Source organism: Salinicoccus siamensis, from assembly GCF_042429615.1.
In the GTDB taxonomy this organism is placed as follows: domain Bacteria; phylum Bacillota; class Bacilli; order Staphylococcales; family Salinicoccaceae; genus Salinicoccus; species Salinicoccus siamensis.
The window spans coordinates 160,738-186,800 of record NZ_JBHMAH010000029.1 but is presented as its reverse complement, the minus strand read 5'-3'; the positions used below and the strand labels follow the sequence as shown (position 1 = coordinate 186,800).

Annotated in this window: 23 protein-coding genes, 2 pseudogenes and 1 riboswitch; of the genes and pseudogenes, 10 read left to right on the top strand and 15 right to left on the bottom strand. The window is 46.1% G+C overall.

The window, feature by feature from the left end:
* The first annotated feature begins 551 nt into the window (after window positions 1-551).
* Together ACFFLE_RS09380 and ACFFLE_RS09375 are read left to right on the top strand one after the other, a co-directional pair.
* Window positions 552-1,613 (top strand): PTS sugar transporter subunit IIC, encoded by a 1,062-nt coding sequence (locus tag ACFFLE_RS09380; protein ID WP_380570839.1) that lies wholly within the window; start codon window positions 552-554, stop codon window positions 1,611-1,613.
* A gap of 20 nt (window positions 1,614-1,633) precedes the next feature.
* A complete protein-coding gene (locus tag ACFFLE_RS09375) occupies window positions 1,634-2,563 on the top strand; it encodes a 2-dehydropantoate 2-reductase (protein ID WP_380570838.1) in 930 nt (309 codons plus the stop codon).
* A gap of 30 nt (window positions 2,564-2,593) precedes the next feature.
* Here ACFFLE_RS09375 and ACFFLE_RS09370 read toward each other — a convergent pair.
* From ACFFLE_RS09370 to ACFFLE_RS09320, 11 genes and pseudogenes are all read right to left on the bottom strand, one after another.
* Window positions 2,594-3,144: pseudogene (locus ACFFLE_RS09370) on the bottom strand (IS30 family transposase); the annotation flags it as partial.
* Between the two features lie 718 nt (window positions 3,145-3,862).
* Window positions 3,863-4,324, bottom strand: a complete 462-nt coding sequence (locus ACFFLE_RS09365) for a helix-turn-helix transcriptional regulator (protein ID WP_380570837.1) — start codon at window positions 4,322-4,324, stop codon at window positions 3,863-3,865.
* A 564-nt stretch (window positions 4,325-4,888) separates the two neighbouring features.
* Entirely contained in the window at window positions 4,889-5,311 is a 423-nt protein-coding gene (locus tag ACFFLE_RS09360; protein ID WP_380570844.1) for a protein rep, read from the bottom strand.
* Between the two features lie 245 nt (window positions 5,312-5,556).
* Window positions 5,557-5,730 carry a hypothetical protein gene (locus tag ACFFLE_RS09355; protein WP_380570836.1) on the bottom strand — a complete coding sequence of 58 codons (174 nt, stop codon included), beginning with the start codon at window positions 5,728-5,730 and terminating at the stop codon, window positions 5,557-5,559.
* 120 nt (window positions 5,731-5,850) lie between these two features.
* Window positions 5,851-6,048, bottom strand: coding sequence for a hypothetical protein (locus ACFFLE_RS09350; RefSeq protein WP_380570835.1), 198 nt, complete (start codon window positions 6,046-6,048; stop codon window positions 5,851-5,853).
* 396 nt (window positions 6,049-6,444) lie between these two features.
* On the bottom strand, window positions 6,445-7,980 hold the full coding sequence (locus ACFFLE_RS09345; RefSeq protein WP_380570834.1) for an anthrax toxin lethal factor-related metalloendopeptidase: 1,536 nt from the start codon (window positions 7,978-7,980) through the stop codon (window positions 6,445-6,447).
* A gap of 177 nt (window positions 7,981-8,157) precedes the next feature.
* The gene (locus ACFFLE_RS09340) at window positions 8,158-8,433 is read right to left on the bottom strand and encodes a YciI family protein (RefSeq protein ID WP_380570833.1); all 276 of its coding nucleotides are present in this window, start codon (window positions 8,431-8,433) and stop codon (window positions 8,158-8,160) included.
* A 45-nt stretch (window positions 8,434-8,478) separates the two neighbouring features.
* A complete protein-coding gene (locus ACFFLE_RS09335; protein WP_380570832.1) occupies window positions 8,479-9,471 on the bottom strand; it encodes a FecCD family ABC transporter permease in 993 nt (330 codons plus the stop codon).
* A complete protein-coding gene (locus ACFFLE_RS09330; protein WP_380570831.1) occupies window positions 9,464-10,435 on the bottom strand; it encodes a FecCD family ABC transporter permease in 972 nt (323 codons plus the stop codon). Before ACFFLE_RS09330 ends, ACFFLE_RS09335 begins: the two co-directional genes overlap by 8 nt.
* Window positions 10,425-11,240 carry an ABC transporter ATP-binding protein gene (locus tag ACFFLE_RS09325; RefSeq protein WP_380570830.1) on the bottom strand — a complete coding sequence of 272 codons (816 nt, stop codon included), beginning with the start codon at window positions 11,238-11,240 and terminating at the stop codon, window positions 10,425-10,427. Before ACFFLE_RS09325 ends, ACFFLE_RS09330 begins: the two co-directional genes overlap by 11 nt.
* 16 nt (window positions 11,241-11,256) lie before the next feature.
* Complete coding sequence (locus tag ACFFLE_RS09320; protein WP_380570829.1) at window positions 11,257-12,222, bottom strand: ABC transporter substrate-binding protein; 966 nt, start codon at window positions 12,220-12,222, stop codon at window positions 11,257-11,259.
* A 111-nt stretch (window positions 12,223-12,333) separates the two neighbouring features.
* Between ACFFLE_RS09320 and ACFFLE_RS09315 the strand changes: the two genes are divergently transcribed.
* Window positions 12,334-13,353 (top strand): NAD(P)/FAD-dependent oxidoreductase, encoded by a 1,020-nt coding sequence (locus ACFFLE_RS09315; protein WP_380570828.1) that lies wholly within the window; start codon window positions 12,334-12,336, stop codon window positions 13,351-13,353.
* A 90-nt stretch (window positions 13,354-13,443) separates the two neighbouring features.
* Window positions 13,444-13,541, top strand: a riboswitch (SAM riboswitch).
* Between the two features lie 79 nt (window positions 13,542-13,620).
* Complete coding sequence (locus ACFFLE_RS09310) at window positions 13,621-14,913, top strand: Na+/H+ antiporter NhaC family protein (RefSeq protein ID WP_380570827.1); 1,293 nt, start codon at window positions 13,621-13,623, stop codon at window positions 14,911-14,913.
* Window positions 14,914-14,968: 55 nt separating this feature from the next.
* On the opposite strand, the gene ACFFLE_RS09305 is transcribed toward ACFFLE_RS09310, so the two are convergent.
* Both ACFFLE_RS09305 and ACFFLE_RS09300 read right to left on the bottom strand, forming a co-directional pair.
* Window positions 14,969-16,138 (bottom strand): M20 metallopeptidase family protein, encoded by a 1,170-nt coding sequence (locus tag ACFFLE_RS09305; RefSeq protein WP_380570826.1) that lies wholly within the window; start codon window positions 16,136-16,138, stop codon window positions 14,969-14,971.
* 20 nt (window positions 16,139-16,158) lie between these two features.
* On the bottom strand, window positions 16,159-17,688 hold the full coding sequence (locus ACFFLE_RS09300; protein WP_380570825.1) for an AbgT family transporter: 1,530 nt from the start codon (window positions 17,686-17,688) through the stop codon (window positions 16,159-16,161).
* Between the two features lie 264 nt (window positions 17,689-17,952).
* Between ACFFLE_RS09300 and glnA the strand changes: the two genes are divergently transcribed.
* The 3 genes and pseudogenes from glnA (at window position 17,953) to ACFFLE_RS09285 (ending at window position 20,629) form a co-directional block, all read left to right on the top strand.
* Entirely contained in the window at window positions 17,953-19,287 is a 1,335-nt protein-coding gene (gene glnA, locus ACFFLE_RS09295) for a type I glutamate--ammonia ligase (RefSeq protein WP_380570824.1), read from the top strand.
* Window positions 19,288-19,417: 130 nt separating this feature from the next.
* Window positions 19,418-19,852, top strand: coding sequence for a MarR family winged helix-turn-helix transcriptional regulator (locus ACFFLE_RS09290; RefSeq protein WP_380570823.1), 435 nt, complete (start codon window positions 19,418-19,420; stop codon window positions 19,850-19,852).
* 27 nt (window positions 19,853-19,879) lie between these two features.
* Window positions 19,880-20,629, top strand: a pseudogene (locus ACFFLE_RS09285) (SDR family NAD(P)-dependent oxidoreductase).
* Between the two features lie 83 nt (window positions 20,630-20,712).
* Here the strand turns inward: ACFFLE_RS09285 and ACFFLE_RS09280 are convergent.
* Window positions 20,713-21,372 carry a haloacid dehalogenase type II gene (locus ACFFLE_RS09280; RefSeq protein WP_380570822.1) on the bottom strand — a complete coding sequence of 220 codons (660 nt, stop codon included), beginning with the start codon at window positions 21,370-21,372 and terminating at the stop codon, window positions 20,713-20,715.
* Between the two features lie 129 nt (window positions 21,373-21,501).
* Between ACFFLE_RS09280 and ACFFLE_RS09275 the strand changes: the two genes are divergently transcribed.
* Window positions 21,502-22,008, top strand: a complete 507-nt coding sequence (locus tag ACFFLE_RS09275; RefSeq protein WP_380570821.1) for a peroxiredoxin family protein — start codon at window positions 21,502-21,504, stop codon at window positions 22,006-22,008.
* Window positions 22,009-22,187: 179 nt separating this feature from the next.
* Complete coding sequence (locus ACFFLE_RS09270) at window positions 22,188-23,414, top strand: hypothetical protein (protein ID WP_380570820.1); 1,227 nt, start codon at window positions 22,188-22,190, stop codon at window positions 23,412-23,414.
* 53 nt (window positions 23,415-23,467) lie between these two features.
* Here the strand turns inward: ACFFLE_RS09270 and ACFFLE_RS09265 are convergent, their stop codons facing one another.
* A complete protein-coding gene (locus ACFFLE_RS09265; RefSeq protein ID WP_380570819.1) occupies window positions 23,468-24,646 on the bottom strand; it encodes a M20 metallopeptidase family protein in 1,179 nt (392 codons plus the stop codon).
* A gap of 231 nt (window positions 24,647-24,877) precedes the next feature.
* Here ACFFLE_RS09265 and ACFFLE_RS09260 point away from each other — a divergent pair, with 231 nt between their 5' ends.
* Window positions 24,878-26,041, top strand: a complete 1,164-nt coding sequence (locus ACFFLE_RS09260; protein ID WP_380570818.1) for an acyl-CoA dehydrogenase family protein — start codon at window positions 24,878-24,880, stop codon at window positions 26,039-26,041.
* Window positions 26,042-26,063 lie beyond the last annotated feature (22 nt).

Sequence of the window (26,063 nt, the reverse complement as noted above, 5' to 3'; positions counted from 1 at the left end):
ATGATCATACATGGTCACCATTCCTTTTTACTGATACATACCCGTTTCTCCCCAACTTAGCGTAAGAGCCCAGAACCACTTGACGGTTACAGACAATTGGTACAAATCCGTTTACTCAAAGAAAATGGGCACCGGTATAAATATATATCATGTTATTGAAAAGAGAAATAATTATTTTTGGTTACATAACGTATTATATAGCATGTTTGAATATCGTAACTTCTTTTCCTTCTATTTCTAGATAAAATTCATATTTACTGACAAACAACAATTTTCCTCTCATCGCTTTGCCGTCTATAAGACCGATTTTCACTTACTCCCCAATTTTTTTCATATAGCCATAATATTTTTGATTTTCTTCCATTCAAATCTTCCTTTCTAATAATTGTTCTCTTTTTATTGTAACGCAAATATTATTTTGATTTACCAGGGGTTGGTATTTATTAAACGAGAGAACTGATAATTCAGAATTTAATTCAGGATATTGCCAGACAGCATGGTAAATGGTATATTTATCGTGAAATAAATCACAAATAGAAGGTGGGAATTACATGGATGGAGCTAAAGAAAGAATAACACCAAAAAAATTCTTGTTTAATATACTCAATGGGGTGGCCCTTGCGATTGTTGTTGGTCTAATTCCAAATGCGATCCTCGGAGGGCTGTTTGGGTACCTTGCTCAATACGGAGATATTTTTACTACGCTTCAAAATGTGGTCGTAGGTATTCAATTTACTATTCCTGTCCTGACCGGTGTATTGATTGCAATGCAGTTTGGTATGACTCCATTACAAACAGTCGTCGTGGGAACGGCTGCTTTCGTAGGATCAGGTGCTGCTGAATTCACAGATTCCGGCTGGATTATAACAGGAATTGGGGATCTCATTAACACGATGATTACTTCAGCCATTGCAGTTGGAATCATGTTAATCATCAAAGATAAACTCGGGAGTCTCAGTATCATTCTGCTCCCCATTATTGGCGGGGGGATTGCGGGATTAGCTGGTATATTACTTTTACCATACGTAAACACAATTACACTTGGACTCGGGCTACTGATTAATAGTATTACAACTACACAGCCTATAATTATGTCTATTCTTATATCAGTATTGTTTTCAATAGTAATTATCTCACCTGTCTCTACTGTGGCAATTGCATACGCAATTGGCATCTCGGGGGTTGCAGCGGGTTCCGCAGCAATTGGAGTCGCTTCAGCTGCAATTATGTTGTTCATTGGCACGTATAAAGTAAATAAAATAGGGGTGCCCATCGCAGTTATACTCGGGGCGATGAAGATGATGATGCCGAACATGATCCGCTATCCAATCCTACTGCTACCAGTAAGTTTAACAGCAGCAGTGTCGGGGCTTGTCTCTGGTTTACTTAACATCCAGGGCACCCCTGCATCAGCGGGATTCGGACTTGTGGGTTTTGTAGGTCCAATTCAGTCCATGGCTTTGTTAGATGGCGGCATTGGGAGTGTCATATTTAAAGTAATCTTTGCATACGTTATTGTCCCTTTAATTTCAGCACTCCTATTCCACTATCTCTTCGTCAAAATACTTAAGATATATAAGCCAACTATTTTCTATTTTGAAGCAGAATCATAATATGGAAGGATGTATAGTAAATGAAAATTGCAGTAGCAGGCGCAGGTGCACTAGGCGGTAGAGTAGGGATACAGCTTCACGAATCAGGCGTTGATGTAACACTCATAGATAGATGGGAGGAACATGTCAACGCCATTAACGAAAAAGGAATGGAAGTACACACAGAGGATAAAGTATATCAAGTTCCTGTAAAAGCAAAATTATTGGAAGATATAGATGAATCATATGATTTAATCATTATTTTAACTAAAGCCATGTATGCAGAAGACATGCTGCAAGCGTTGTATGAAAAAAATTCAATACACGCAGAAACAGCAATCCTCACTATGATGAACGGATTAGGCCATGGGGACCGTCTAGCCAAGTATGTGTCCAAGGATCGCATATACTTGGCAGTGACGATGTGGACCGCTGGACTCAAAGGGCCGGGACAGATTGTATTAACAGGATCAGGTGGCATCCAGATTCAAAGAGCAGATGGCATTGCGTCAAAAATGACAGAGGAAATCAACGATATATTCAACACAGCTAACCTAAACTCTATTATAAGTAGGGATGTTCAACACTCTATTTGGGCTAAAGCAACCTTAAATAGTGTCTTAAATCCTTTATGTTCAATTTTGGATAAAAGGATTGGGGAATTTGCCGCTTACGGTGCCGTAATTGAAATGATCACCCCAATAATTGAAGAAATTATAGAAGTTGCAGGTGCTCGTGGTGTAAATTTAGATTTTGATGCTTCATTAGAAAAAATCAAGGCGGCATTCCCTGACAGTGCGGCGGGACTGCATTATCCATCGATGCATCAAGACTTGGCAAAAGGTGTTCAGACAGAAGTAGATTATCTAAATGGTAAAATCTCTGAATATGGAAAAGAATATGGGATCAAAACCCCGAATAACGATATGATTACTCATCTAATTCATCAATTGGAAATGAAAAATCATTAAAATGGATTGGAAATTACAAGATTTCATTTGTCAAAATAAGCTAGACAGTTGCTTTTCACCCATGTAACTCAAAAAGACTTCCAATGGTGTACGATAGTTCAATGATTTTCTCGGGATATGGTTTCTCCTGGCGCAACCGATGAGACGAATGTCTGGTCGACCATGTTGAAATCCATATCTTTAGGCAGGCCATCCCTTCTGAGCAATCCATTTGAATGTTCGTTCAGTCCCCGCTGTGATGGTGTGCCCGGATCGGCAAAATAGATGGCCCAATCATGCTGGTTGCTCAGTGCCCGCCAGTTGTAAAATTCCTTGCCACAATCGAAGGTGATGGACTTGAATAGGTTTCTCGGCACCCAGTGGCACCATGTGTTGATGGCGGCTTCGATATCTTTGGCCGTCCGACCTTCAGGCTTCAAGGTGATGATGGCTTTTAATAGCCGTTCGACCAGCTTGATGACGGCACTTTTATGACGCACACCAACGATAGTATCGCCTTCTAGGTGACCGAATTCTTCATCGAAGGTGGGATAGTCAGCTGCTCTTTCAGAGATATTTCGCCTGAAGGTCTGACGGGCACGGCCAATCCGTTTCGCAATATGAGAAATCGGTGTGTCGTGATGGAAATAGGCTTCTATGATTACCAGTTCATCCGTGGTAATATGGGTATGGGTCATGCATGATCACTCCTATGATTTCTTTGGTCGGAAAACCATTTGAGTGTATCATGCGTGACCTTTTTATGTGTCTAGCTTAATTTTACAATCGGCGAAAACGAGAAGATAAATATTTTAGGAATTGTCTCGATTCTAATTCCTACTATCCTATCAATACTCATTTTGAACTTCTTACTGGGAATTTTCCCATAGAAAAAATCGAAGGACCGCCACTAGTTATTAGACTAACCTACTTATTTGAGACAATATAAAACACCTTCGAAATGGTACAATGTTCATCAACATCTTTTACATCAATTCGTGCCAACTTTTATCAATCTCCTTCCGATTTAGATGTACCTCAACAGGTACATTTGTAATATTACATCAAAAAATAGCTGTTTTCATGTACTTAAACAGGTACATTTGGTTAAAATCCGGACGGAAAAATATATTGTCGGCACTGCCGACATATCAAGGGTTTTGAGGTTTTGTAGGATGAAAATCCGGAAAAACCTCCTTATGCTCTTACTACGTTTACTGATTTTCAGCTTTTGTATTTCATTTTAAATGGAATACACTCTAAAAATAATTGGAAATCCATCTTCCAAATCATAAATTGAAGCAAATCTCATGGGGTTATTTAATCGACTTGCTGCCGCGGAATGATGTAGAAGTAACATACCAGACCAATAATCACAGCCGGTACAATGGCAATATAAATATTCTGTCCAAAATTAATAAGTACTATTTTAATGATTTCATCAAGATCTCTACTTAATATTTCTTGATAACGATTAGTATCTTTAATCCCTCTAATCAATATTGTTAATGCAAAAATTATACAATAACTCACCAGACCATATTTAACGCTTCTCTTCAATTTGTCGTCCACAGTTTGTTCTTCAATGACCAACACTTCCAGTGATACATTCAATAACTCTGATAGTTTTATCATGTTCTTCTTACTTGGATAGCCGTTCCCCAATTCCCATTTTGAAATTGATTTGTCACTCACACCTAATAACTCCGCAACATCTTCTTGTGTAAGGTTATTATGTTCTCGGTATTCTTTTAGTTTGAAACTCAATATACTTTTGGACATTGTCATCCTCCTATTCGCTCATACTTATCGTTAATTTTAAACAAAACTCACTCTACCTGAAGGCATTTCTTAAAAATAGAATTCTATTTTTAAACCCTTACACTCAAAAGATTGGGTTCGAGAGTGGTGGTCTTGGTTTATTTCTTGATTTACTAACATACACCCAAAAAATGATTTAAACGCTCATATACGCTTATTTGGACTCTGAAATGGTGTCTAACTCTCAGTTCGGTTTGAATTCAAATCTCAGTACTGCCCAGTTACGCACACGTCATTTTTTATCAAAAATTCCGCATGCTGCACTGGGATAATTCGCTTCAAGAGTGTATTCTAAATAAATTCTAAAACTAGGGAAATCGAAGGGTAATTGAGGGGTAAAGCCGTTTTTTTATTTAGAATCACACAACACACCCGCACCGATTGAGCCACCGACATTCTCCCCCAATTCGTTTCGTAATAAATTACTATACTCAACTCTTGACCTCCCTATACCCACGTGCAGGGTTAGGGAGGTCAAGAGTAAATGGGGGCGTTTAGGTGTGTATTTCGGTGCGGGGGTGTCGGTTATTCTTCGATGTCTGATTCGTCTAATAGGGTCTGATTGATTTCTTTTTGCATGTCTTGATTCATGAGTTTGCGTTCGGTTTCGATGTAGTCAGTTTTACCCCAGTGATAAAAAATTTGGTAGATGTAGTAGATTGGATCTATATCTTTATAGTGGTCGAGTTCCTTGGTTTCATAGAGTGTATTGGCGTCTTTAAAGCGGCCGGAATATACAATGAGGCGTTTGCCGGAAAGTGTGTTATAGAATGTGTCAAATACGGTTTCGTCTTGGAGATAGTCGCTGTTTTTGGCACTGTATTTGGCAATTTCGGAGATTTCTTTTTTGTTGTCAGTGTGTTTTATCCGTCTGATGTCGACTTGCGTGATGAGTGGATTTTTTGTCGATTGTTGCCAGAGTTCAAGCCATCTATCATGTTGATATATTGCTTTTTATGATCACACACCGGCTTCACTTGCCAATAAGGTTAGAGCTTATCATGGGTACGGATTTCGCTGAAAGACTTCAATACTCTTTCATATCGCTTATTTATTTTTTTAGACCTTCCAAATGTAATGAGCTTCAAATACCAAAGAACAAAGACTTGTATTGCTAAATTGGTTTTCTGTACAGACGGGTCAATAATTTTCATACTGTATCTCCTTTATATAAAACCGGGTGTATATTGACTCTATATTCTGGTAGTGGCCTCACTCTTTTTTGTTTTAGTCGCAATAATCAACCCGGTGGATCCTCCGCCAATGATGATAAACACAATCATCGGCACTATTTTGTCAAAGACGATCAGGCCCACGATAATCCATATCAAGAGATATGAAAAAAACAGCGTTTTATTTAACTTCAATAATGCCCCTCCTTTTCTTTTTGAATCCTTTGAACTGAAAAATTATGTCGGATGTCCCCTCTGTAATCGAATAATATCCGAAATATCAGTTGTCTGTCTGGCCTGATCGTAACATCCTGATCAGGCCATCGCAGTTCTAAAATCGGCCGCATTGGTATAGGCATAGAGATTATAGACGGGCTCGCCTTCGCCCCGGTGGTACCGACGGAGGGCTTTAACCGAGGATTCCAGGCCATAGGTGATGGCATCGTTCTGTTGGATGGCATCTAGATCAAATGTGGCCAAACGATTCACAGCGGTCTTGTATAAGGCAGTCAATTGGGCGTCACTAAAGAAGGGGATGAATTGGTGGTAAATCCCTCGGGTACAATGTGATTGGCGAATGTGGCATTTTTGATGTTGTCGATTCGGGTTAATTTCATTTTTTTCCGCATGCGCTTATATTTACGGCCTGTACTACTAAACAGAGAATTTAATAGTTTTAAAGAATACATAGTTTGTTTTTTGACCTTGATGTATTTAAATGTTTAAGTCCATTGGTATTGCGGGATTCCTGCAACATTTCACTTATTCTTCTCAAGAGACTTTCTATCGAATAAATATATTGCTGACGGAAGTATTACCATCCCTTCTCTATATTTAAAATATCACATTTCATTCATATGATACGAGAAAAAAAGCGAGTGCCAGAATTCTGGCACTCGTCTTCTAATATCAATTCCTTCTCATCCATAATACGATTGCGGCCACGAGACCAAGTATAAACAGTAGAATTGAACCAAATATTAATACTACATTCGATGAATCTCCATCGCTTGCTTGGGCACTTTCTTTGTCTGTATCAACTGATTCGGCACTCTCTTCTTCTGTTTCATCTTCAGCCTTGCCTTCTTCTGAGTCTTCGTTTGTTTCCTCCGATGCCATTTGTGCTTCAGCAGTATCTTCTTCAGTCTCTCCAGTTTCTCCGGAAGACTCTGCCGAAGACTGCTCGGTGGCAGATGTAGATTCTTCTGTTGCCTCGTCTTCTGGCTTTTCAGAAGATTCCTCTTCATCGGTTTTTTCAGTGTCTTTAGAATCTGAAGTTTCTCCATTTTCATCTGTAGACGAAGATTCCTCGTTACTATCTTTCGATACTTGGACATCTTCATTGTCCGAAATGGAAGATTTGAGCGATTGTTCCGTTTCATCCAGTTGTGACTGCTCCACATTTTCGGTCTGTAGCAGCTCTTCAGCATTCTCAAGGGCGGTCTGGAGTGCTGGAGAACGTTTTTCGAGCGGGACCTTTTTTGCTTCTGCCACCATCTGTTCAAGTCCTGTCCGGTCTACCTCGGGAGCATCTGCCTGATTACCGGTCGTTGCCGTCCTATAGTACGATGTATATAATGGATTGTCGTTCGCCCCCATCGCACGAATGTAATAATTGTAGCTGGTCGAGGTTTCAAGTCCTGTATCTTTATAGGAACTCTTTGTGGTGGTATCAATCAGTTGGTTGTTCCGGTAGATCTCATAATAGGCGGCATTACTGTTAGCATCCCATGCAAACTGGGTGGTGTTGCCTGTTGCACCCTGGATGCTGATCAGGCGGTTATGCAGGGTATGAATGAACTGATATGTCTGGGGCGCGCGGTTTGCGAGTTTTGCGTTCGCATTACCTCCCAGATAATACATGCCGAATGCTTCAGCGAAATACTCCCCTGGTGCATCGAAATAAGATGGCACTTCATGGTCATGGAACAGGCTGTTTTTCTCCTGGCTCATGATGTTCAGGAATTCCTGTGATTCGCTGAGTGTCGTCCCTGCTGCAAAGTCGTCCACAGCGTGGCCATATTCGTGCAGCTCAAGGTTGATCGTCGAGTGGCCGTTGCCTGGATTACTGTAGCCGATGCGTGCAGCTGTCGTATATCCTCCTGCTCCGGGCACATCATCCCATGTGGATCCGGTTCCTTCCCAACCATTGGGTGTGACACCGGACAAGTATTGGAATTCCGGCAGCTCAGTAAGGGGCATATCGGTCAATATGATCTTTACCCCCGCCAAACTTGTATGGTATAGGATACGTTCGTCGACACGATTGAGCCGGTTGATCATCGCTTGGGCTTCATTTGCATCATAAACCCCATCATCACTTCGGATCTCCAGCATATTATTGAGGCTCTGGCTGGCTGCCGAGGTGTTTTGGGGCGCATAAATTGTGAAAATCATCATCAGACTCATCAGGAGGACTGCACTTGTAAGTAATTTCTGTTTCATGATTTCCCCTCCCTCCACTATTCTTATGCTCTATATTCCCTATGATACATCTTTCACACTTATGTTACAGCTTTTAGCATTATAGTTTTGCACCACCGACGATGCTCGTTCTTAATTTCGACAAAAAAGCCAGGCCTGGATGGCTTAAGCCAAGACCTGACGTTCCTATATCGCCATTCAGCTGATTGTATAATCTGTCTGCATGTCCCACTCGTGGAGTTCGAGATGACGGGCATCGTGCATAAAGTAAGGGTCCTGAGAGACAAGTGCCTCCACCGCTTCTTTTGATTCACCTTTGTAGATGACAAGCCCCCCTACACCATCAGTGAAACGGCCGAACATCAGAACGCTGCCTTCCTCGCGCTTTTCCTTGATGAATTCCAGATGCTGCTCACGATACTGTTTACTTTTTTCTTCGTCTTTCATGGGAGATAAAGCCGCAAAATATTTCACTCCATCACTCTTTCTAAATGTTTTTGACCATCTTAACATGCCCGTTTAGATCTGTCTGGCTTTCAACAACAGCCGCAGGAAGTACGGACCTCCAATCAGTGCCACCACGATGCCCGTCGGAATGATGACCGGGGCCAGCAACACTTTGCCGAGCAGGTCAGCACCCGTCAACAGGACACCCCCCATCATCAGGGTGGAAGCAAATAACACTTTCATGTTCTGACCGAATACCAGTCGGGAAATATGTGGGGCCAACAGACCGATAAAACTGATCGCCCCACTGACACTTACCGCAAGGCTCGAGAGCATGGCGGACAAGATGATCAGCATCACCTTCTCCCGGCTTACGTTCATGCCGAGCCCCGTCAACATCTCATCATCCAGATTCAGCATCTCCATCTCCCTTATCCTAAAAAAGATGATAACGGTTATAATCATGATGTATGGCACTGAAACAAGGACGAATGGCCAAGTATCCCCCCATATATTGCCTGCAAAATAACGGTTGAGCATCTCCATCTGTGATTCATCGAACATGGATGTAAAGACATATACGAAACCAGTTACACCCATTGCTGTGGCAATACCGATGAGGATGAATATGTTGCTTTTGAATGTGCCACCGATGAATGACAGGAAGAAGATGATGAGGACGGTTGATAATCCGCCAAGAAAACTCATCAGGGGCAGAGCGAAGAGCGATTGTGTCATCGAACCACTGACGAACAGAATGTATAGTACAACCCCGAAGCCACTTCCGGCATTGACGCCGATGATTCCAGGATCAGCCAACCCATTTTTGGAAATGACCTGGAGTATGAGCCCGCTCAATGCCAAGGCCGCCCCGCAGACCAGCGTGATGATGATTCTCGGCAGCCGGAACTCAAACAGTACCAGTTTGATATCATCTCCTGCATGCCCAGCCATAAGATTGAATAGATCATCCACGCTTAGACTGTACGTGCCGGTCAGAAGATGGAGCACCACGATAGCCATAAGCAATCCGATGACCAGGATGAACTTTGTCCGATTACGCATATTGATCGCCCCGCTTCCTGATGATATAGATGAAGAATGGCAGTCCAATCATGGCAATGATTGCGTTGACGGGGGCCTCATTGAATATACGTGCGAGCATATCCGATATGGCGAACACCATCGCACCCGTCATACCGGTATAGATGATGGTGAAGCGGTGGAGATTGCCGAATATCATCTTGACGATATGTGGCACGAGTAGTCCGAGGAAGACGACATTTCCAACCATCGCTACCGCCATGCTTGCCAACATGATGGCAAGCGTCAGCGTAACGCGCCGATATAATGCCTGATTCTGACCGAGTGAAGTCGCCATTTCATCCCCAAACAACAGTATGTCGAGTTCTTTTGATAAAAACAGAAGCACCGCCGTCAACAGAAGCGCAGCTGGCAGGATGAGAGCTATGTTGGAGAGCGATTGCCCAGCTGCCCCTCCGGCCGTGAAAAAGGCGATGTACTGCCCTAGGTTGAAGGTGATGACAAGAAAATCTGTTACAGCGTAAAGCAAGAGACTGATCCCGGCCCCGGCAAGGATGAGATGCATTGGAGACTTTGAGCGGGTGACTGAGAGGATGACCATCCCCACCAACATCGCCCCAATGAATCCGGCACCCATCACTCCGATGAAGGGGAGTGCCGGCAGTGCGAGCGCGGCAACGATGATTGCGAGATTTGCCCCTGCATTGATGCCAAGTATGCTCGGCTCACTGAGGTCATTATGCGTCACAGACTGCAGTATCAGACCGGATATGCTTATCATAAAACCAGCAACCAGAGCCGCCAGTACTCTCGGCATGCGTATTTCATAGAGGATCTGATGGACCTGGTCGGTCATATCCAGATTGAAGATGACCTGCGCCACGGTCCCCAGGCTGTATGCATTGGTGCCATACATCATCGAGAGGAAGAAGGACAAAATAATACCCATCATAAAGATGGGTAGTGGGTACCATCTACGATCCATCCTGGACACCTTTTACCGTTTCGCAGAACAGTTCATAATCTGTCATGATCGGTTTTCCAGTTGCGGGATCGATGGCGATTGTACCATTTATATTGAAGACTTCGTTTAGGATATCATTCGTCAAGACATCACTTGGATGTCCACTTGTGATGATTTTCCCTTCATTCATTATTACTAGATGATCGGAGTACTTGATGGCATGATTGATGTCATGGAGCACCATGACGACCGTCTGCTTCGTCTCCTCATTCAACCTTTTGACGATGTTCAAGGTTTCCAGCTGGTGGTGGATGTCAAGATATGTCGTCGGCTCGTCAAGCAGCAGTACATCCGCTCCTTGGGCAAGCAACAGGCTGATCCATACACGCTGCGCTTGTCCTCCTGAAAGCTCGCTCATCATACGGCCTTCAAATTCAATGGCGCCTGTTTCCTTCAATGCCCAATCGATTATCTTATAGTCATCCGGCTTCAAACCCTGGAACCGCTTAAGATGTGGATAACGGCTGAAGCTGACAAGATCGCGTACTTTGACATCGTACTGCAATCTGTTCTTCTGGGATAGGATGCTGACCTTTTTGGCGATGTCCTTGGATTTCATCTGACGGATATCCATATCATTGATGTAGACCCCGCCTTCTTTTGCAGAAATGATTCTCGAAATCGTCTTCAGCATGGTCGATTTGCCACATCCGTTCGGCCCTATTATGGTCGTAATCTTCCCTTCCATCAGTTCCATATCAATATCGTCCAGGATCGTCCGGTTATTAAGCTCGATTGTTATATCCTTCAGTTCTACATGCGTCATGTGAGACACCTGCCCATCATTTTTTCGTCAATTCTTCAACGATGACATCCAACTCGTGTTCGAGTGAATAGGGGTCGTTGTAATAGAATGTCGGAGAATCGAATTCGATTACCTGATCATTTTGAACAGCGTCGAGATTTTTCCACACTTCTGTTTCGCGGTATGCATTATCTGCACCGGAATCTCCCGTTCCGACAAATATATAATCCCCTGCATATTTCTCCACTTCTTCAGCCGATATCTTTTTCCACCCTGTCTCCACTACTTCTTCCTGAGTTGCTTCAGGGACTTCCATATCGAGCTCCTGATAGATGATTTCTGTACCGCGGCCCCAATTTGTACCGTAGACATAAATGTCTTTGGCAAACTGTTCCATGACTGTGGCGGTGGCGCCTTCAGGCACGGCTTCTTCAACTTTTTGTCGGGCTTCTTCCGTCTTGGAATCCCATTCTTCCAGCCATTTCTCCGCCTTGTCTTGATTACCTGTAATGTCTGCCAGTTCTTTATGGATATCCAGGTAGTTCCACTTCGCATAGTCGATTGGAATCGTTGGTGCCACAGATTTCAGTTTGTCGAGGTTCTGGTCTGAGTTGAAGGCGATAATCAAATCAGGATTCAAGCTCATGACCTGCTCGACGTTTCCTTCCTCAATCAATTCTATGTCTTCAGTATAAGGTTTCAACACTTCACTTTCTGTAACGCGCTCATGCACGCCCACTACGTTCGCGTCCATCTGCATCAGATTGCCGAAATAGCTCGTCGCCAAAATGACGATGCGTTGGGGGTCTTCAGGTATTTCGACCTCTTCGCCCGCATCGGTCGTATAGGAAACCATTTCTTTATCCTCTATGCCGGATTCTGAAGTTTCTTCTTTCGCGTCAGATGTTTCTCCATTAGAGTCTGATTCCGAGGAGGTGCCGCCTCCGCATGCTGCCATCAACATTACAATGAAAACCATAAGTAATCCAAGCCTTTTCTTCATATATGTACCCGCCTATATCAAATTTTTAAGTGCTGTATATTGATAATCATTCTCAATGACTTTATAATAAATGACCAAGAAGCAAATTTCAATGACTAAGGGTGAAATATTATGAAAATTTCCGACACACTCATAATCGGAGGCGGGCCAGCTGGATTATATGCCAGTTTCTATGCAGGATTGCGTGGCATGAGCGTACAGCTCATCGATCATCACCCCGAACTCGGAGGAAAACTCAACATCTATCCCGAAAAGATGGTCTGGGATATCGGAGGCGTCGCGCCTGCGCCTGCCGACCAGATCCGCCAGCAGATGATTGATCAGGCAAAGACTTTCGATCCGGAAATCCATGTGTCTACGACATGTGAAGCAATCCATCAACACCAGGATTATTTCGAGGTGGCTACAGACAAAGGACCGCTATTCAGCCGCACGCTCATCGTCGCTTCCGGCCGGGGCATCTTCTCGCCCGTCAAACTTACAGTCGAAGGTGCGGAGTCTGGTGGATTCAGCAACCTCCATTATACAGTCAAGCGCCTTGATCGTTTCAAGGGACGTGACATCCTCATCTCTGGCGCCGGCAACACTGCCATTGACTGGGCAGAAGCGCTGTGCAATATCGCGTCATCCGTCACCTTGGTCTACCGGAGCGAAGAGATGAAGGGGCACGAGGCGATGATCGCCTCCCTCCACCAAAAAGAAAATCTCCATATGTGTCCGCAGTGCCAGATCGACGCCCTCATCCCTGATGAGATAACAGAGGAAATTGCCGCTGTCCGCCTGTCCAACGGCCACATGATTGATGTCGACGATGTCCTGGTCAGCCATGGATATGAATCAAACTGCACATTCCTCGACGCGCTAAGGGGAAAAATTCCATTAAACGAGCACCAGATGATATTGACTGATGATATCGTCGATACACCTGTGCCGGGATTATTTGCATGTGGCGACCAGATCACCTACGACGATAAAGTACACCTCATTGCAGGGTGTTTTACAGAGGCGGCACAAGCCGCGAACCACGCCAAGAAATTCCTTCAATCCGATGCGCCGGCAGAAGGCATGGTCTCTTCCCATAACGATATATTCAAGGAAAAGAACAGACAGCTCATCAAAAACAGACGATGAAGGCCCGGGGCCCATCATATGGTTCCAGCCGCACACTATTGACACTCCAACTAAAAAAAGGTAGAGTGGATTAAAATTAAATCGAGAAATTTCTTATCCAGAGAGGTGGAGGGACTGGCCCTATGAAGCCTCGGCAACACCCAAGGGACTGTGCCAATTCCAGAAGCATCATGCTTGAAAGATAAGAAGAGATATCATTGCCCTCTTCTTCCATATGTAGAGGGCTTTTTATTTTCTCAGACCACCAACCATCTGGAGTGATAGATTATGACAAAAAACACCCGCGGTAATCCCCTCGCACTATTGCCCCTGCTCGTTTTCGTACTGCTTTTCCTTGGAACGGGCATCGTGGCGCAGGACTTCTATGCCATGCCGATTACCGTCGCGGTGATCATCGCCATCATCGCCGCCATGCTGCTCAAGCCAAAAGAACGCCTGAACGATAAAATCGCTGTGCTCACCCGGGGTGCCGGACAGGAAAACATCATGCTGATGGTCATCATCTTCCTGCTTGCCGGCGCTTTTTCACAAGTTGCAGAGAATATGGGGGCCGTCGACTCGACCGTCAACTTCGGGCTGGCCTTTCTGCCAAGCAGCCTTCTGCTCGTCGGCCTGTTTGTGATTTCATGCTTCATCTCCATCTCGATGGGCACATCGACCGGTACGGTCGCCGCGCTGGTCCCCATCGCCGTCGGCATTGCAGGCCAAACCGACCTTGCTTTGGCGTTGACTGTGGCGACGGTCATAGGTGGCGCAATGTTTGGGGATAATTTGTCCATCATCTCTGACACGACCATCGTCTCCACCCAATCCCAGGAGGTGAAGATGGTGGACAAGTTCAAGACGAACTTTCTGATCGTCCTGCCCGGTGCCATAATTACGATGATCATACTATGGTTCATTTCGTCCGGCCAATCTGCAACTGCCGGAAGCGATGGGGGTTACAGCCTACTTAAGGTGTTACCGTATCTGCTTGTCCTCATCATCGCACTGAGCGGCGTCAATGTACTGCTCGTGCTTTTGAGCGGCATCGTGTTTGCAGGAATTGTCGGTCTTGCCGACGGTTCCTATACAGTGACTTCGCTGATCGCCGCTGCCGGCGAGGGCATCGGCAACATGCAGGAGATTGCCGTCATTACGATACTGATCGGCGGCCTCATCGCACTGATCCAGCATTACGGCGGAATCGACTACCTGCTCCACTTCATTACGGACAGGATCCATACTAGGCGCGGGGCTGAGTTCGGCATTGCCACCCTGGTCAGCGTGACCGATTTGAGTACCGCCAACAATACAATTTCCATCATCATCACAGGCCCCCTCGCCCGTGACATTGCTGATGAGTACGGGGTCGACCGTAAGAAATCCGCCAGCATCCTCGATATTTTCGCCTCGGCATTCCAGGGCATCATCCCCTATGGTGCACAGATGCTTGCAGCGGCCGGGCTGGCCAGCATTTCACCCATTGCCCTTATACCGTTCGCCATCTATCCAGCAATGCTGCTTATCTCTGGACTTATCGCCATCGCCATCGGATTCCCAAAGAAGTTGAATTCCTGACGAAAATAAAGCGGCCCCTCCATGCGTCATCGACGTGCGGAGGGGCTGCTTTATTTTAGTGTTTTCCCATATTCAAGGCGACAAGGACCATCATTTTGACCCCGTCGCTGAAACTGTCTTCATCGATGCCGAACTTAGGGTGGTGGTGGGGATACTCCATATCCTTCTCGCGGCTGCCTGCACCAATGAAGGCATATGTCCCTGGAATCTTCTGTGAGAAAGCCGAGAAATCTTCTCCGCCCATAGCCATCGGATATTCAAAGATGGCTCCACCGAATTCCGCCACTGCAATCTCTCTGACCTGGTCTGTCATATCATGATTATTGATGACAGCAGAATAGCCGTAGTTGAAGGTGAAATTGAACGTCGCATTGTACATGCTGCATACACCTTCGATGGCTTTTTCCATCCGCTCTTTAACTAACTCCCGTGTATTTCCATCTATAGTACGGACACTGCCCTCAAGCATCGCAGTATCAGGGATTATATTTTTTGCGGTGCCTGCATTGAATTTCGTCGTAGAGATGACCACGGAATCCAAGGGGGAAGTAATCCGCGAAACGATGCTCTGGAACTGGGCGACGATCTGACTGCCGATCACCACCGGATCGATTGCGTTTTCAGGCTGGGAGGCATGGCCGCCGCTCCCTTGGATCTTAAGCTCAAAAGTATCTGAATTGGATGTGACTGCACCGTTGGTGATGCCAATCTTGCCGGTTGGAATCGGTGTGAAAAGATGCTGGCCATAAATGAAATCGAGTTCATCGAAAAGCCCTGTCGCCACCATTTCGCGCGCCCCGCCCGGCGGCACTTCCTCAGCGTGCTGGAAAATCAGATAGATGGTGCCATGTAGCTGATCAACGTTTTTGCTCAACACTTTTGCTGCCCCGAGCAAAATGGCGGCGTGGCCATCATGGCCGCACGCATGCATCGTCCCTTCATTTTCAGACACAAAATCGATGTCTTCACGCTCTTCCTGGATCTCAAGCGCATCGATATCCGCCCGGAGGCCAATCTTTTTCCCGGGATGAGCACCCTTTATCACGCCGAGGACACTTGTGTCAGTCGGCCGTGATACTTCAATACCCCCCATTTCAGAGAGTGCCTTTTCAATGTATCCACTCGTCCAAACCTCATGAAACGACACTTCCGGATGACGATGCATCTCCCTTCTCCATTCTTTGACTGCTCCCATAACTGCTTCTATCTGTTGATTGACATTCATTTCCATTTACTCCTTGATATTTATTTTTCAGGCAAGTAGATTGGTCCATCAATACCCAGAGGGATGCCGATCAAATACCATACAATCAGCAGGATCGTCCAGGCAAAGAATAATACGATCGAATATGGCAGCAACGCTGACAGCAAAGTACCAAGCCCCGCGTCCTTATCGTACTTTTGCGCAAAAGCCAGTAACAGCGGCAGGTACGGCAGCATCGGAGTGATCGGGTTCGTAAATGAATCCCCGATCCGGTAGAGCATCTGGGTGAAGGCTGGGTCGAAACCGAGCAGCATGAACATCGGGACGAAGACCGGGGCCAGAATCGCCCACTTTGCAGAAGCGCTGCCTATGAGCAGATTGACGAGACCAGCCAATAGGATAAAACCGATGATGAGCGGGATGCCGGAAGCGTTCGCCGCTTCCAGTAAATTCGCGCCCTTGATCGCAATGATCGGCCCCAGATTACTCCAGCTGAAATAAGCGAGCATCTGGGCGGCGAAGAAGACAAGCACGATGTAGCTTCCCATCGTTCCCATCGCCGAGCCGAGCATGCTGCCGAAATCCCTGGTCGACCGTACGGTGCCCGCCTTCATTCCATAGACCAGACCAGGCACAAAGAAGAGGATGGTCAGTATGAAAATGATCGAATCCATAAAAGGAGATTCCTGGATGATTGAGCCAGTCTCAGCATTACGGAAAATCCCATTTTCCGGCAATAGAAAAACCATGAATACAATGAAAGTCAGTAACGCGGAAATATTGGCCCAACGCAGCGCTATAATCTCTTTTTTCTCAAGCGGCTGATGATCAGCCGTCTCCACCCCTTCATATGTACCGAGGCGGGGCACTGTGATTTTCTTGGTTACGATATAGACGATGAACAGCAGGAAGAAAGTTGCGACTGCCGTAAAATAGTAGTTCATCAGTATGTTGCCTGTATAATCCGGCGCAATCAGCTGGGCCGCAGGTTCTGTGAACGCAATCGCCAGCGCCTCTGTCATACCAGGAATAAGGTTGGCGGCAAATGCACCGAGGGAGGCCGCATAAGCCATGACCAGACCGACGAATGGGTGGTAGCCAAGCTTCATGACCACCATCGCCGCGATGGGCGGCAGGATGATCGGTGCTGCATCACCGGCGACGTTGCCGAGTATGCCGACAAGGATGATGGCCGGGAGTATGAGTGCTTTCGGCGAAACTTCGATCGCGCGCTTCATTGCTGTTTCGAAGTAGCCGGACTTATCGGCGATGCCGATGCCGATCATAACGACCAGCACCATGCCGAGCGGCGGGAATTCACTGAAGTTCGTGATTGCGCCAGTGAATATGCGGACGATGCCTTCCCCATTCAGCAGATTCACAGCCTGGATCGTTTCGCCATCTGCCGGGTTTTCAGCTTCCCAATTCATTGTACCCCCGAGGAATGACGCACCGAGGATAATGAACATAAGTATGATGAACAATACAATCGGATCGGGCAGTCTGTTACCGACCCGCTCGACGATATCGAGGAAGCGGTTGAATAGGCCTTTCTTCTTATTACCTTCCATAAAACACCGTCCTTTTAGTTAGATTTTTGACAATAGTTTCATTATTCCAAATGTCAAAGAACATCACAATGCTTATTTTAATATTCTAAAAACATTCGATTGGGAAGATAACATCTCGAATATCCTAAGCCCTTTTTCAGCCAACAGAATTATTCGATAGAAACCCTGTCTCAATGTTTGGACACCCCACTGTCGAGGTAAATATGTATAGAAGCGTGTCGAATATAATGTCGACACCAAATAACATAGGAGTGTGTTAATTTTATGACCGAGTACTCGAGGGAAGATATTCTAAAGATGGCTGAGGAACAAAATGTGAGGTATATCAGGCTTCAATTCACTGATATTGTAGGCCACATCAAAAACGTGGAAATTCCTTACCGCCACCTGGATAAGGCATTGGATGGAGAAATGATGTTCGACGGTTCTTCTATTGAAGGTTTTGTGCGCCTGGAGGAGTCCGATATGTATCTTAAGCCCGACCTGAATACTTGGGTCATCTTCCCCTGGTCACAAGACGATACTAAGATCGGTAGACTGATCTGCGATGTCTACTGCATTGATGGACAGCCGTTCGAAGGAGATCCCCGTTCGAATTTAAAGCGTGTAGTCAGTGAAATGCAAGAGATGGGCTATGACAAGTTCAACCTTGGTGCGGAACCGGAGTTCTTCCTATTCAAACTGGATAAAGCCGGTCAACCTACAACCGAGCCAAGTGATGAAGGTGGCTATTTCGACTTAGCCGCGATGGATGACGGTGAAGAATGCCGCCGGGAAATATCGCGCACACTTGAAGAGATGGGCTTTGATATTGAAATGTTCCACCATGAGAATGCCCCCGGCCAACAGGAGATCAGTTTCGAATATTCAGATGCAGTCACCACATCCGATAATATACAGACGTTCAAGCTTGTCGCTAAAACTGTCGCCAGACGTTATAATCTGCATGCCACATTCATGCCAAAACCAATCGATAACCAGTCCGGCAGCGGTATGCACTACAACGTTTCATTATTCAGAGATGGCGAGAATGTCTTCTATGATGAGAAGGATGAGTTTGGCTTAAGTAAGGAAATGCGTCACTTTATGGCCGGACTGCTTGATCATGCCAGAGGCTATACTGCTATATGCAATCCGCTTGTCAATTCCTATAAGCGTATCCAATCAGGCTTTGAGGCGCCTCGTTACATCGCCTGGAGTGGACATAACCGTTCACCACTCCTCCGCATACCTTCCACACGTGGAGCGGCAACACGGGCGGAAGTGCGTTCCCTCGACCCTTCCGCCAATCCGTATCTCGCAACCGCCGTCATCTTGAATGCCGGGCTCGACGGCATCAAAAACGAGACCGAGCTCGACACGCCTGTAGATGAAAACATCTATGAGATGACGAAGCATCAAAGGGAAGTTGAAAATGTAGAAGACCTCCCGACGACGCTCTATACTGCACTTAAGGCGCTTAACGAGGACACTGTCATTCAAGAAGCCCTCGGCAGCCATATATACAAGCAGTTCCACGACAACAAATCGCTTGAATGGAAGATGTACAGCGCGCAAGTCACCGATTGGGAACTTGATGAGTATCTTACACAATACTAAAAGTAGAAACCGCCTATAAACTAGGCGGTTTTTGCTGCATATATATCTTAGTGCTAAATATCTTATTTATAAGGTAGTTTATGCTACAATGGTTCCAAGGAAGAATTTCTAAGTAAAGGAGGTGTCAATCATGAAGCATTCCACATTTATCGAGCTTATTCATACTTCAGAAATGCTGAGTGATAAGGCGATCGTCCATTACTTGAAGACATTCAACCGTAACATCAGCGTGTCGCAGATCATCGTACTCAACCGCCTGGATGAAGAAGGCCCCCAGATGCCTTCCCGTCTCGCGCGCGTCCTCGGCTATACTACAGGGGCCATGACGGGCATCGCCAATAAGCTGATACAGTCAGGATACGCGAGGCGCTGTACCCAAGAAAACGACAGGCGTGTCAGCAAGCTCGTTATAACAGACGCCGGCAGGGTTTTGTTGGAAGAAGCCCATGCACATGGGCTAAAGATGCGGGAGACACTCTACTCTGTACTCACCGATGACGAACTCAACGAGTATCTCAGCATACAGAAGAAACTGCTCCATCATCTGATGGATGACGACCGTTGAAAAATATCATTTAAAAGGAGCTTGATCATGAGACTGGAAGGTAAAGTAGGTATCATCACTGGAAGTGCGTCCGGAATCGGACGCGGAATCGCACTTGCTATGGCAAAAGAAGGCGCCCGCATCGCCATCGTGGACATCAATGAAGAAAAAGGACAGTAGACACTCGAGGAAATCAACCAATACACTGAAGGCATGTTGATCATCAAAGACATTTCAAAAGAAGAAAATGTCAAATCTATCGTCGACAGTGTTGCAGATAAATTTGGCGGCATCGACATCCTCGTCAATAATGCGCATGCATCCAAACAAGCCATGCTGATGGATACGACACTCGATATGTTCGATCTGTCATTCAATACGGGATTCTACCCGACTTTCCACTTCATGAAGGCATGTCACCCATACTTGAAGAAAAGTGAAGGCAAGGTCATCAACTTTGCTTCCGGCGCCGGTATAAACGGGCAGCCGACACAGACTGCATATGCAGCAGCCAAAGAAGCCATCCGTGGCATGACTCGGGTTGCAGCCAACGAGTGGGGGCCTGACAACATCAATGTCAACATCATCTCACCGATTGCCAAAACTGAAGGTGTTGAAGCATGGAGCAAGAGCGATCCTGAGCAATATGAAGAAATGGTCAATGCCATTCCATTGCGCCGACTTGGCGATCCTCAAAATGACATCGGCAAAACAGCTGTCTTCCTAGCCAGCGAAGACTCCGACTACATCACTGGACAGACTATTATGGTCGATGGCGGATCCACTAAATTATACTAAACTGGATTGCTCCAGTTATATATATCTGAAAAGAAGCAGCCCCATCCGGTTGGATGAGGCTGCTTCTGTTGTGTCTTCTACGCTTAGAGCCACTCAAGTATGCCTCTAAGATCCGTATAAGCCTTCTCAGGCTGTATATCCAGGGTGTCGGGCTGATTGCGTCCTCGATTGATCCATGCTGTATGGAAACCGAAACTTGCCGCCCCCATAATGTCCCAGCTGTTGGAGGACATGAACAACACCTCATCTCGGTTGACATCAAGCTGGTCAAGGGCATAGGCATAGGCAGGGGCAGCCGGCTTATATTGTTTTACGCCATCTGCACTGATGATCTTGTCGATATGCGGTTCGATCTGCGAACCGGAAACAAGCGGCTCGATCATATTGGAAGATCCGTTCGAAAAGATGACGCGTTGCACCCCTTTGCATCCAGCAAGCACATCTTCGACTTCATCAAACAATTCGAGCTCCAGATAGGCATCCATCAATGTCTTGATTTCCTGCTGTGACGGCTTTACGCCTTCTGCTTTACAGGCAAACACTAAAGCATCTTCGGTAAGTTCATCGAAAGGCCGATAACGTCCCATCAGCTGACGCTGGAAGAAATATTCCAGCTGTTTTTTACGCCATGCTATGCTGATTGATTTCCCCTTTTCCGGAAAAAATTTTTCACAAGCTTTCTTTAGGGAATGTACATCATATAGTGTTCCGTACGCATCGAACACCAATGCCTTTATCATCATAATTGCCTCCTCGAGTATCTGATGATGGACTTCTACCCTATTCTTCCATCGAAAAACCAATAGGCAGAGAGTTGGACAGTTCAATCCTGATTCCTGTAATATGAATTGATGGAAAGGGGTGGAGCAATAATGCCACAATTTAAACTGAATGAACAATTCCCTGACTTCTCACTCGAATCGCTAGAAGGAGAAACATTGACTTTTTCCGACGTTTTAGCGGAAAAAGGGAACCATTGGCATCTCATCGTGTACTTCCGCGGTTCATGGTGCCCGGCGTGCGTGGAAGAATTGGATGAATTCGAATCAAGCAAAAGCTACTTCGACAAGCACAACATCAATTTGATCACCATCACGCACGACGACAAGGAAGATCTAGAGAAAATGATTGACGATCATGGGTTCACTTTCCCAGTGCTCGTCGATGATGATTATGAATTCCTCGATAAATATGGTATACATTACCATGGGGAAGACGCCCCCTATGAAGATCATGGAAGACATCCTGAACCAGCCTATTTCCTGACGGATGAAGGCGGTAGATTGATGTATCAGCAGAAACAGACGAGCCCATTCGGCCGGCCGCACCCAAATGAGCTGCGTAAAATCATCCAATATATCAGAAAAAACCTAAAATGATGAGGCGTAGGCCCCCATTCTGGAGCTTATCTGGGGTGGGGGATTATTATTGCCGCTTTCCGTAAAATGGCCATGGGAACAATCCCGAAAAAAGCCGAAAATTTATATACATAAAACATATTTTTTGTCATTATGGTTATATAAATAACAAGAATGTTTAAATGATAGGAGCTGGATATATGGAGAGGATCAGCATCGCACTATTCACAGCACCTGGCATCGCCGGCCGCGTCAGTGCGAACCTTATAGATAACTTGCCCGGCATGCTCGAATATTACATTACAGATGAATATGAGTGGTATGTCGATTATCAGGAGGATATTCTCACGGGGGGGACGAACGATTCATATAAGGTCATAGAAGCTGTGTCGGATAAGAAGGACCAGGGGGATTGGGATTACGCCATCGCCTTGACTGATCTGCCAGTTTTTGAAGACGAGAAACCAGTGGTCGCCGAAGCATTGAGAGATAAAAATGTCGGCTTCATCAGCCTACCGGGATTCGGCTTCACCAAAATGGAGAAACGGGTACAGGAAGCCATATTGCAGCTGGTGAATGAAATCTATTACGGTACATCTGATTCATCACGTGAAGAGGCACAGGAATATATCGACTCGAAAGATCCACAGAAATACGATGCTTTGCGCAATAAAGGGTCGCGCGAACTTATCGGGGGTCGATTGTTCGAACGTTTTTCACCCCTTATCCGTGAAAGGCCCATCGAGGAAGACGCTGGGGTTGCCGTCCGCTATACCGTCAAATCGCGCATGAGTGGCATGCTCCGCATTATTTCTGGTATGGTTTTCGCCAATGAGCCATGGAAGATGTTCCCATCATTTTTGAAGATACTGATCATCGCCTTTACGACTGGATCATATGCTTTGGTGTTTCCAACATTATGGAAATTAAGCGATGAGTACAGTGTAATACGACTGTTCCTACTTATGTGTGCAGCCATCCTGGCACTTGTCGGATGGATCATCATGGCCCATCAACTTTGGGAAAAGAAAGATGAAAATAACAACAAATTCATACGCAAAATGAACAATGCTTCGACTTTCTTTACATTACTCCTAACCGTCATGATGTATTATGTTCTTCTTCTCATCCTATTTCTGGCGACGACCTTCATGCTGGTTCCGCCAAGTGGACTCGAAACCCAGTTATCACGTGACATCGCCATCTTCGACTTTCTCATCATCGCCTGGACTGCAGCCAGCATCTCGACCCTCATTGGGGGACTCGGCTCAGCTTTCGAAGACGAGCAGGTTGTGCTCGACAGCACATATGGCTACAGACAGCGCCAGCGCCATGAAAAGATCAAAAAGCAGCGTGAGAAGGAAAAGGAGAAGGAAAAAGCACAGCGAGAAGAATACGAAGGTGAAGACGAAGACGAAAATAATTAATGTTCCCCCTGACCATAGCCGAATGTATCCGGCTGATGGTCGGGGATTTTTTATCACTTGTCTTTCTTCAATGTCCGGAGTGTATCCAGGGCAATCTCTGTCATGCCTTCTATCCCGTAGGGAATCGCATCTTCATTAAATCTGAATGAAGGATTATGAAGTGGTTTCTGGGTGTTCCCGGTTGAACTCCCGAGCCAGTAGTATACACCTGGATAGTTCTGCAAAAATCTGCTGAAGTCTTCTCCCCCAAGACTCGGTTTGACGACAGGCAACGCTTTTTCACCGTATAGGCCAGAAAGCGTCGTATGGACCTGATCCGCCCATTTACGGTCATTCACAGTTGCCGGATACCCGTCGAAATACTCGATTTCGACTTCTGCTCCCATGGCAGCCGAGACATTTTCCACGACTGCAAAGAACCGCTTCTTGACTTTATGCTTCATAGCCGCACTTTGGGTGCGGATCGTGCCTTCCAATAAGGCAGTTTCAGCGATGACATTATATTGTGATCCAGCATTGAATTTGCCGATTGTCACGACAGCCGGATCGAAAGGATCTGCATTTCTGCTGACTATCGTCTGGAGTGCCGTGACAATCTGGTTGGTCGCCACTATGGCATCGGTGGTGTCGTGGGGCATTGCAGCATGGCCGCCTGACCGCGTCACTTTTATCTTAAAGCGATCCGAGTTGCCCATGATCGGTCCGGCCATGACACCGAATTCACCCGGCGGCAACTGTGGCCAGACGTGCTGGGCGATCAACACTTCCGGTTTGTACTCGTCAAACACCCCGTCATCCATCATGCGCTGCGATCCGCCTGTCGGCGATTGCTCTTCAGCAGGCTGAAAGATCAGCAGGATGGTCCCTTCGATTTCTTCTCTTCGATTAAGCAGATTTTTGGCGGTGCCATACAGCATAGCTGTATGGGCATCATGACCGCACGCGTGCATCACACCTTCTTTTTCGGAAGAGAATGGTTCGCCTGACATTTCCTTTATAGGCAATGCATCAATATCCGCCCTGAGTCCGATGACCGGCCCGGGCTTCTCCCCTTGAATGACCCCAAGCACACCGGTACCAGCATACCCCCATGTATACGGTACTCCAATATCATCGAGTCTTTGCCGGATCCGCCTCGATGTTTCATGCTCCCCGCTGCTCAACTCTGGATTGCGGTGCAGTTCACGCCTGAACACCACTACTTCTTCTATGATTTTTGGATCGATTGCCATGATATCCCCACTTTACTGAAAAGTCTGTATTATTTGATAATAATATCATATTTCAGTCCATTCCCAAACATTCCGTCTTCGTGACAGGGTGCCTTGGAAACATTTGTATGCACCAAGATAAGAAAATGGAAGAATAAGCAAAGTGCTTTATTTTATTCAATTGAGAAGTACAATGGTGGTATGATGATTTAAATCTTATTTTCAAGGTATGTTTTATAGGAGGCGCATTATATGGATACACTGCAAGCATCGGATCAAAGTAGCCGTTTAGACCTGACTCGTGAGACGGCTAAACGCTTCAAAGAGACGTCACGGATGCATGATGAAAATATCAGCTTTCCTTTCGAGAATTTTGAAGCGTTGAAAGAAATCGGGTATCACAAATTATCCATCCCGAAAGAATATGGCGGCGGAGGCATTTCGATCGAGGAACTGATGCGACACCAGGAAATCATTGCCCGGTATGACGGCGCCACTGCACTGGCCATCGGTTGGCATATGGGCATCATCATGGACATCGGTGAGAAGCGTGCGTGGGATACCGAAAAATACAGAAGTGTCGTCCAGGATGTCTTAAATGATGGGGCCTTAGTCAACAATATCGCTACGGAACCGGCCACCGGCAGTCCGACGCGCGGAGGTAGACCCGAAACGACAGCACAGAAAAAGAATGGCAAATGGATCCTGAACGGACGCAAGACATTCGCCACACTGTCCCCGATACTTAAATATGCCATCGTCAGTGCAACAATCGAAGGCAGTGACGAGGTTGGCAATTTTACCGTCGATACCGCCCTCGAAGGTGTCACAGTGGAGGAAACATGGAATTCCATCGCCATGCGCGCGACCGGCAGCCACGATCTCCTGTTGGAAAATGTGGCAGTCGAAGAGGATGACCTTGTATCCTACCGGACACCAGGTAAGAAGCAACCCGCTGGATGGCTCCTCCATATACCCGCCTGCTACTTGGGCATCGCACGGGCCGCACAGCGTTCTGCTGTACAGTTCGCCAAGTCCTATTCACCAAACAGCATTGAAGGCACCATTTCAGAACTGCCGAATGTCCAGGAAAAACTTGGGCGCATTGAATTGATGCTGATGGAATCCGAGCATTTCCTCTACTCCGTCGCCAGACAGTGGGACGAAAGTGATGATGAGATGCGTGCTGAGATGGGTGGTACGCTCGGCGCAGTCAAAACCTCAGTCGTAAACAAAGCAGTTGATGCTGTCGATCTTGCGATGCGTGTCGTCGGAGCAAAGAGCCTGTCAGAAGACAGCGACCTCCAGCTGCATTACCGCAACGTGCGCGCCGGCATCCATAACCCACCAATGGATGACATGGTGATGGTCGGGCTGGCCAAAAGCAGCATCAGCAGGATCAATGAAGATGATTGAACACAAAAAGGAGAAAGCCACC

Excerpts from the sequence above, each read along its gene's own strand:
- ACFFLE_RS09380 (WP_380570839.1), top strand. The coding sequence starts at position 552 with ATGGATGGAGCTAAAGAAAGAATAACACCAAAAAAATTCTTGTTTAAT.
- ACFFLE_RS09375 (WP_380570838.1), top strand. The coding sequence starts at position 1,634 with ATGAAAATTGCAGTAGCAGGCGCAGGTGCACTAGGCGGTAGAGTAGGG.
- ACFFLE_RS09365 (WP_380570837.1), bottom strand. The coding sequence starts at position 4,324 with ATGTCCAAAAGTATATTGAGTTTCAAACTAAAAGAATACCGAGAACAT.
- ACFFLE_RS09345 (WP_380570834.1), bottom strand. The coding sequence starts at position 7,980 with ATGAAACAGAAATTACTTACAAGTGCAGTCCTCCTGATGAGTCTGATG.
- ACFFLE_RS09335 (WP_380570832.1), bottom strand. The coding sequence starts at position 9,471 with ATGCGTAATCGGACAAAGTTCATCCTGGTCATCGGATTGCTTATGGCT.
- ACFFLE_RS09330 (WP_380570831.1), bottom strand. The coding sequence starts at position 10,435 with ATGGATCGTAGATGGTACCCACTACCCATCTTTATGATGGGTATTATT.
- ACFFLE_RS09325 (WP_380570830.1), bottom strand. The coding sequence starts at position 11,240 with ATGACGCATGTAGAACTGAAGGATATAACAATCGAGCTTAATAACCGG.
- ACFFLE_RS09320 (WP_380570829.1), bottom strand. The coding sequence starts at position 12,222 with ATGAAGAAAAGGCTTGGATTACTTATGGTTTTCATTGTAATGTTGATG.
- ACFFLE_RS09315 (WP_380570828.1), top strand. The coding sequence starts at position 12,334 with ATGAAAATTTCCGACACACTCATAATCGGAGGCGGGCCAGCTGGATTA.
- ACFFLE_RS09310 (WP_380570827.1), top strand. The coding sequence starts at position 13,621 with ATGACAAAAAACACCCGCGGTAATCCCCTCGCACTATTGCCCCTGCTC.
- ACFFLE_RS09305 (WP_380570826.1), bottom strand. The coding sequence starts at position 16,138 with ATGAATGTCAATCAACAGATAGAAGCAGTTATGGGAGCAGTCAAAGAA.
- ACFFLE_RS09300 (WP_380570825.1), bottom strand. The coding sequence starts at position 17,688 with ATGGAAGGTAATAAGAAGAAAGGCCTATTCAACCGCTTCCTCGATATC.
- glnA (WP_380570824.1), top strand. The coding sequence starts at position 17,953 with ATGACCGAGTACTCGAGGGAAGATATTCTAAAGATGGCTGAGGAACAA.
- ACFFLE_RS09290 (WP_380570823.1), top strand. The coding sequence starts at position 19,418 with ATGAAGCATTCCACATTTATCGAGCTTATTCATACTTCAGAAATGCTG.
- ACFFLE_RS09280 (WP_380570822.1), bottom strand. The coding sequence starts at position 21,372 with ATGATGATAAAGGCATTGGTGTTCGATGCGTACGGAACACTATATGAT.
- ACFFLE_RS09275 (WP_380570821.1), top strand. The coding sequence starts at position 21,502 with ATGCCACAATTTAAACTGAATGAACAATTCCCTGACTTCTCACTCGAA.
- ACFFLE_RS09270 (WP_380570820.1), top strand. The coding sequence starts at position 22,188 with ATGGAGAGGATCAGCATCGCACTATTCACAGCACCTGGCATCGCCGGC.
- ACFFLE_RS09265 (WP_380570819.1), bottom strand. The coding sequence starts at position 24,646 with ATGGCAATCGATCCAAAAATCATAGAAGAAGTAGTGGTGTTCAGGCGT.
- ACFFLE_RS09260 (WP_380570818.1), top strand. The coding sequence starts at position 24,878 with ATGGATACACTGCAAGCATCGGATCAAAGTAGCCGTTTAGACCTGACT.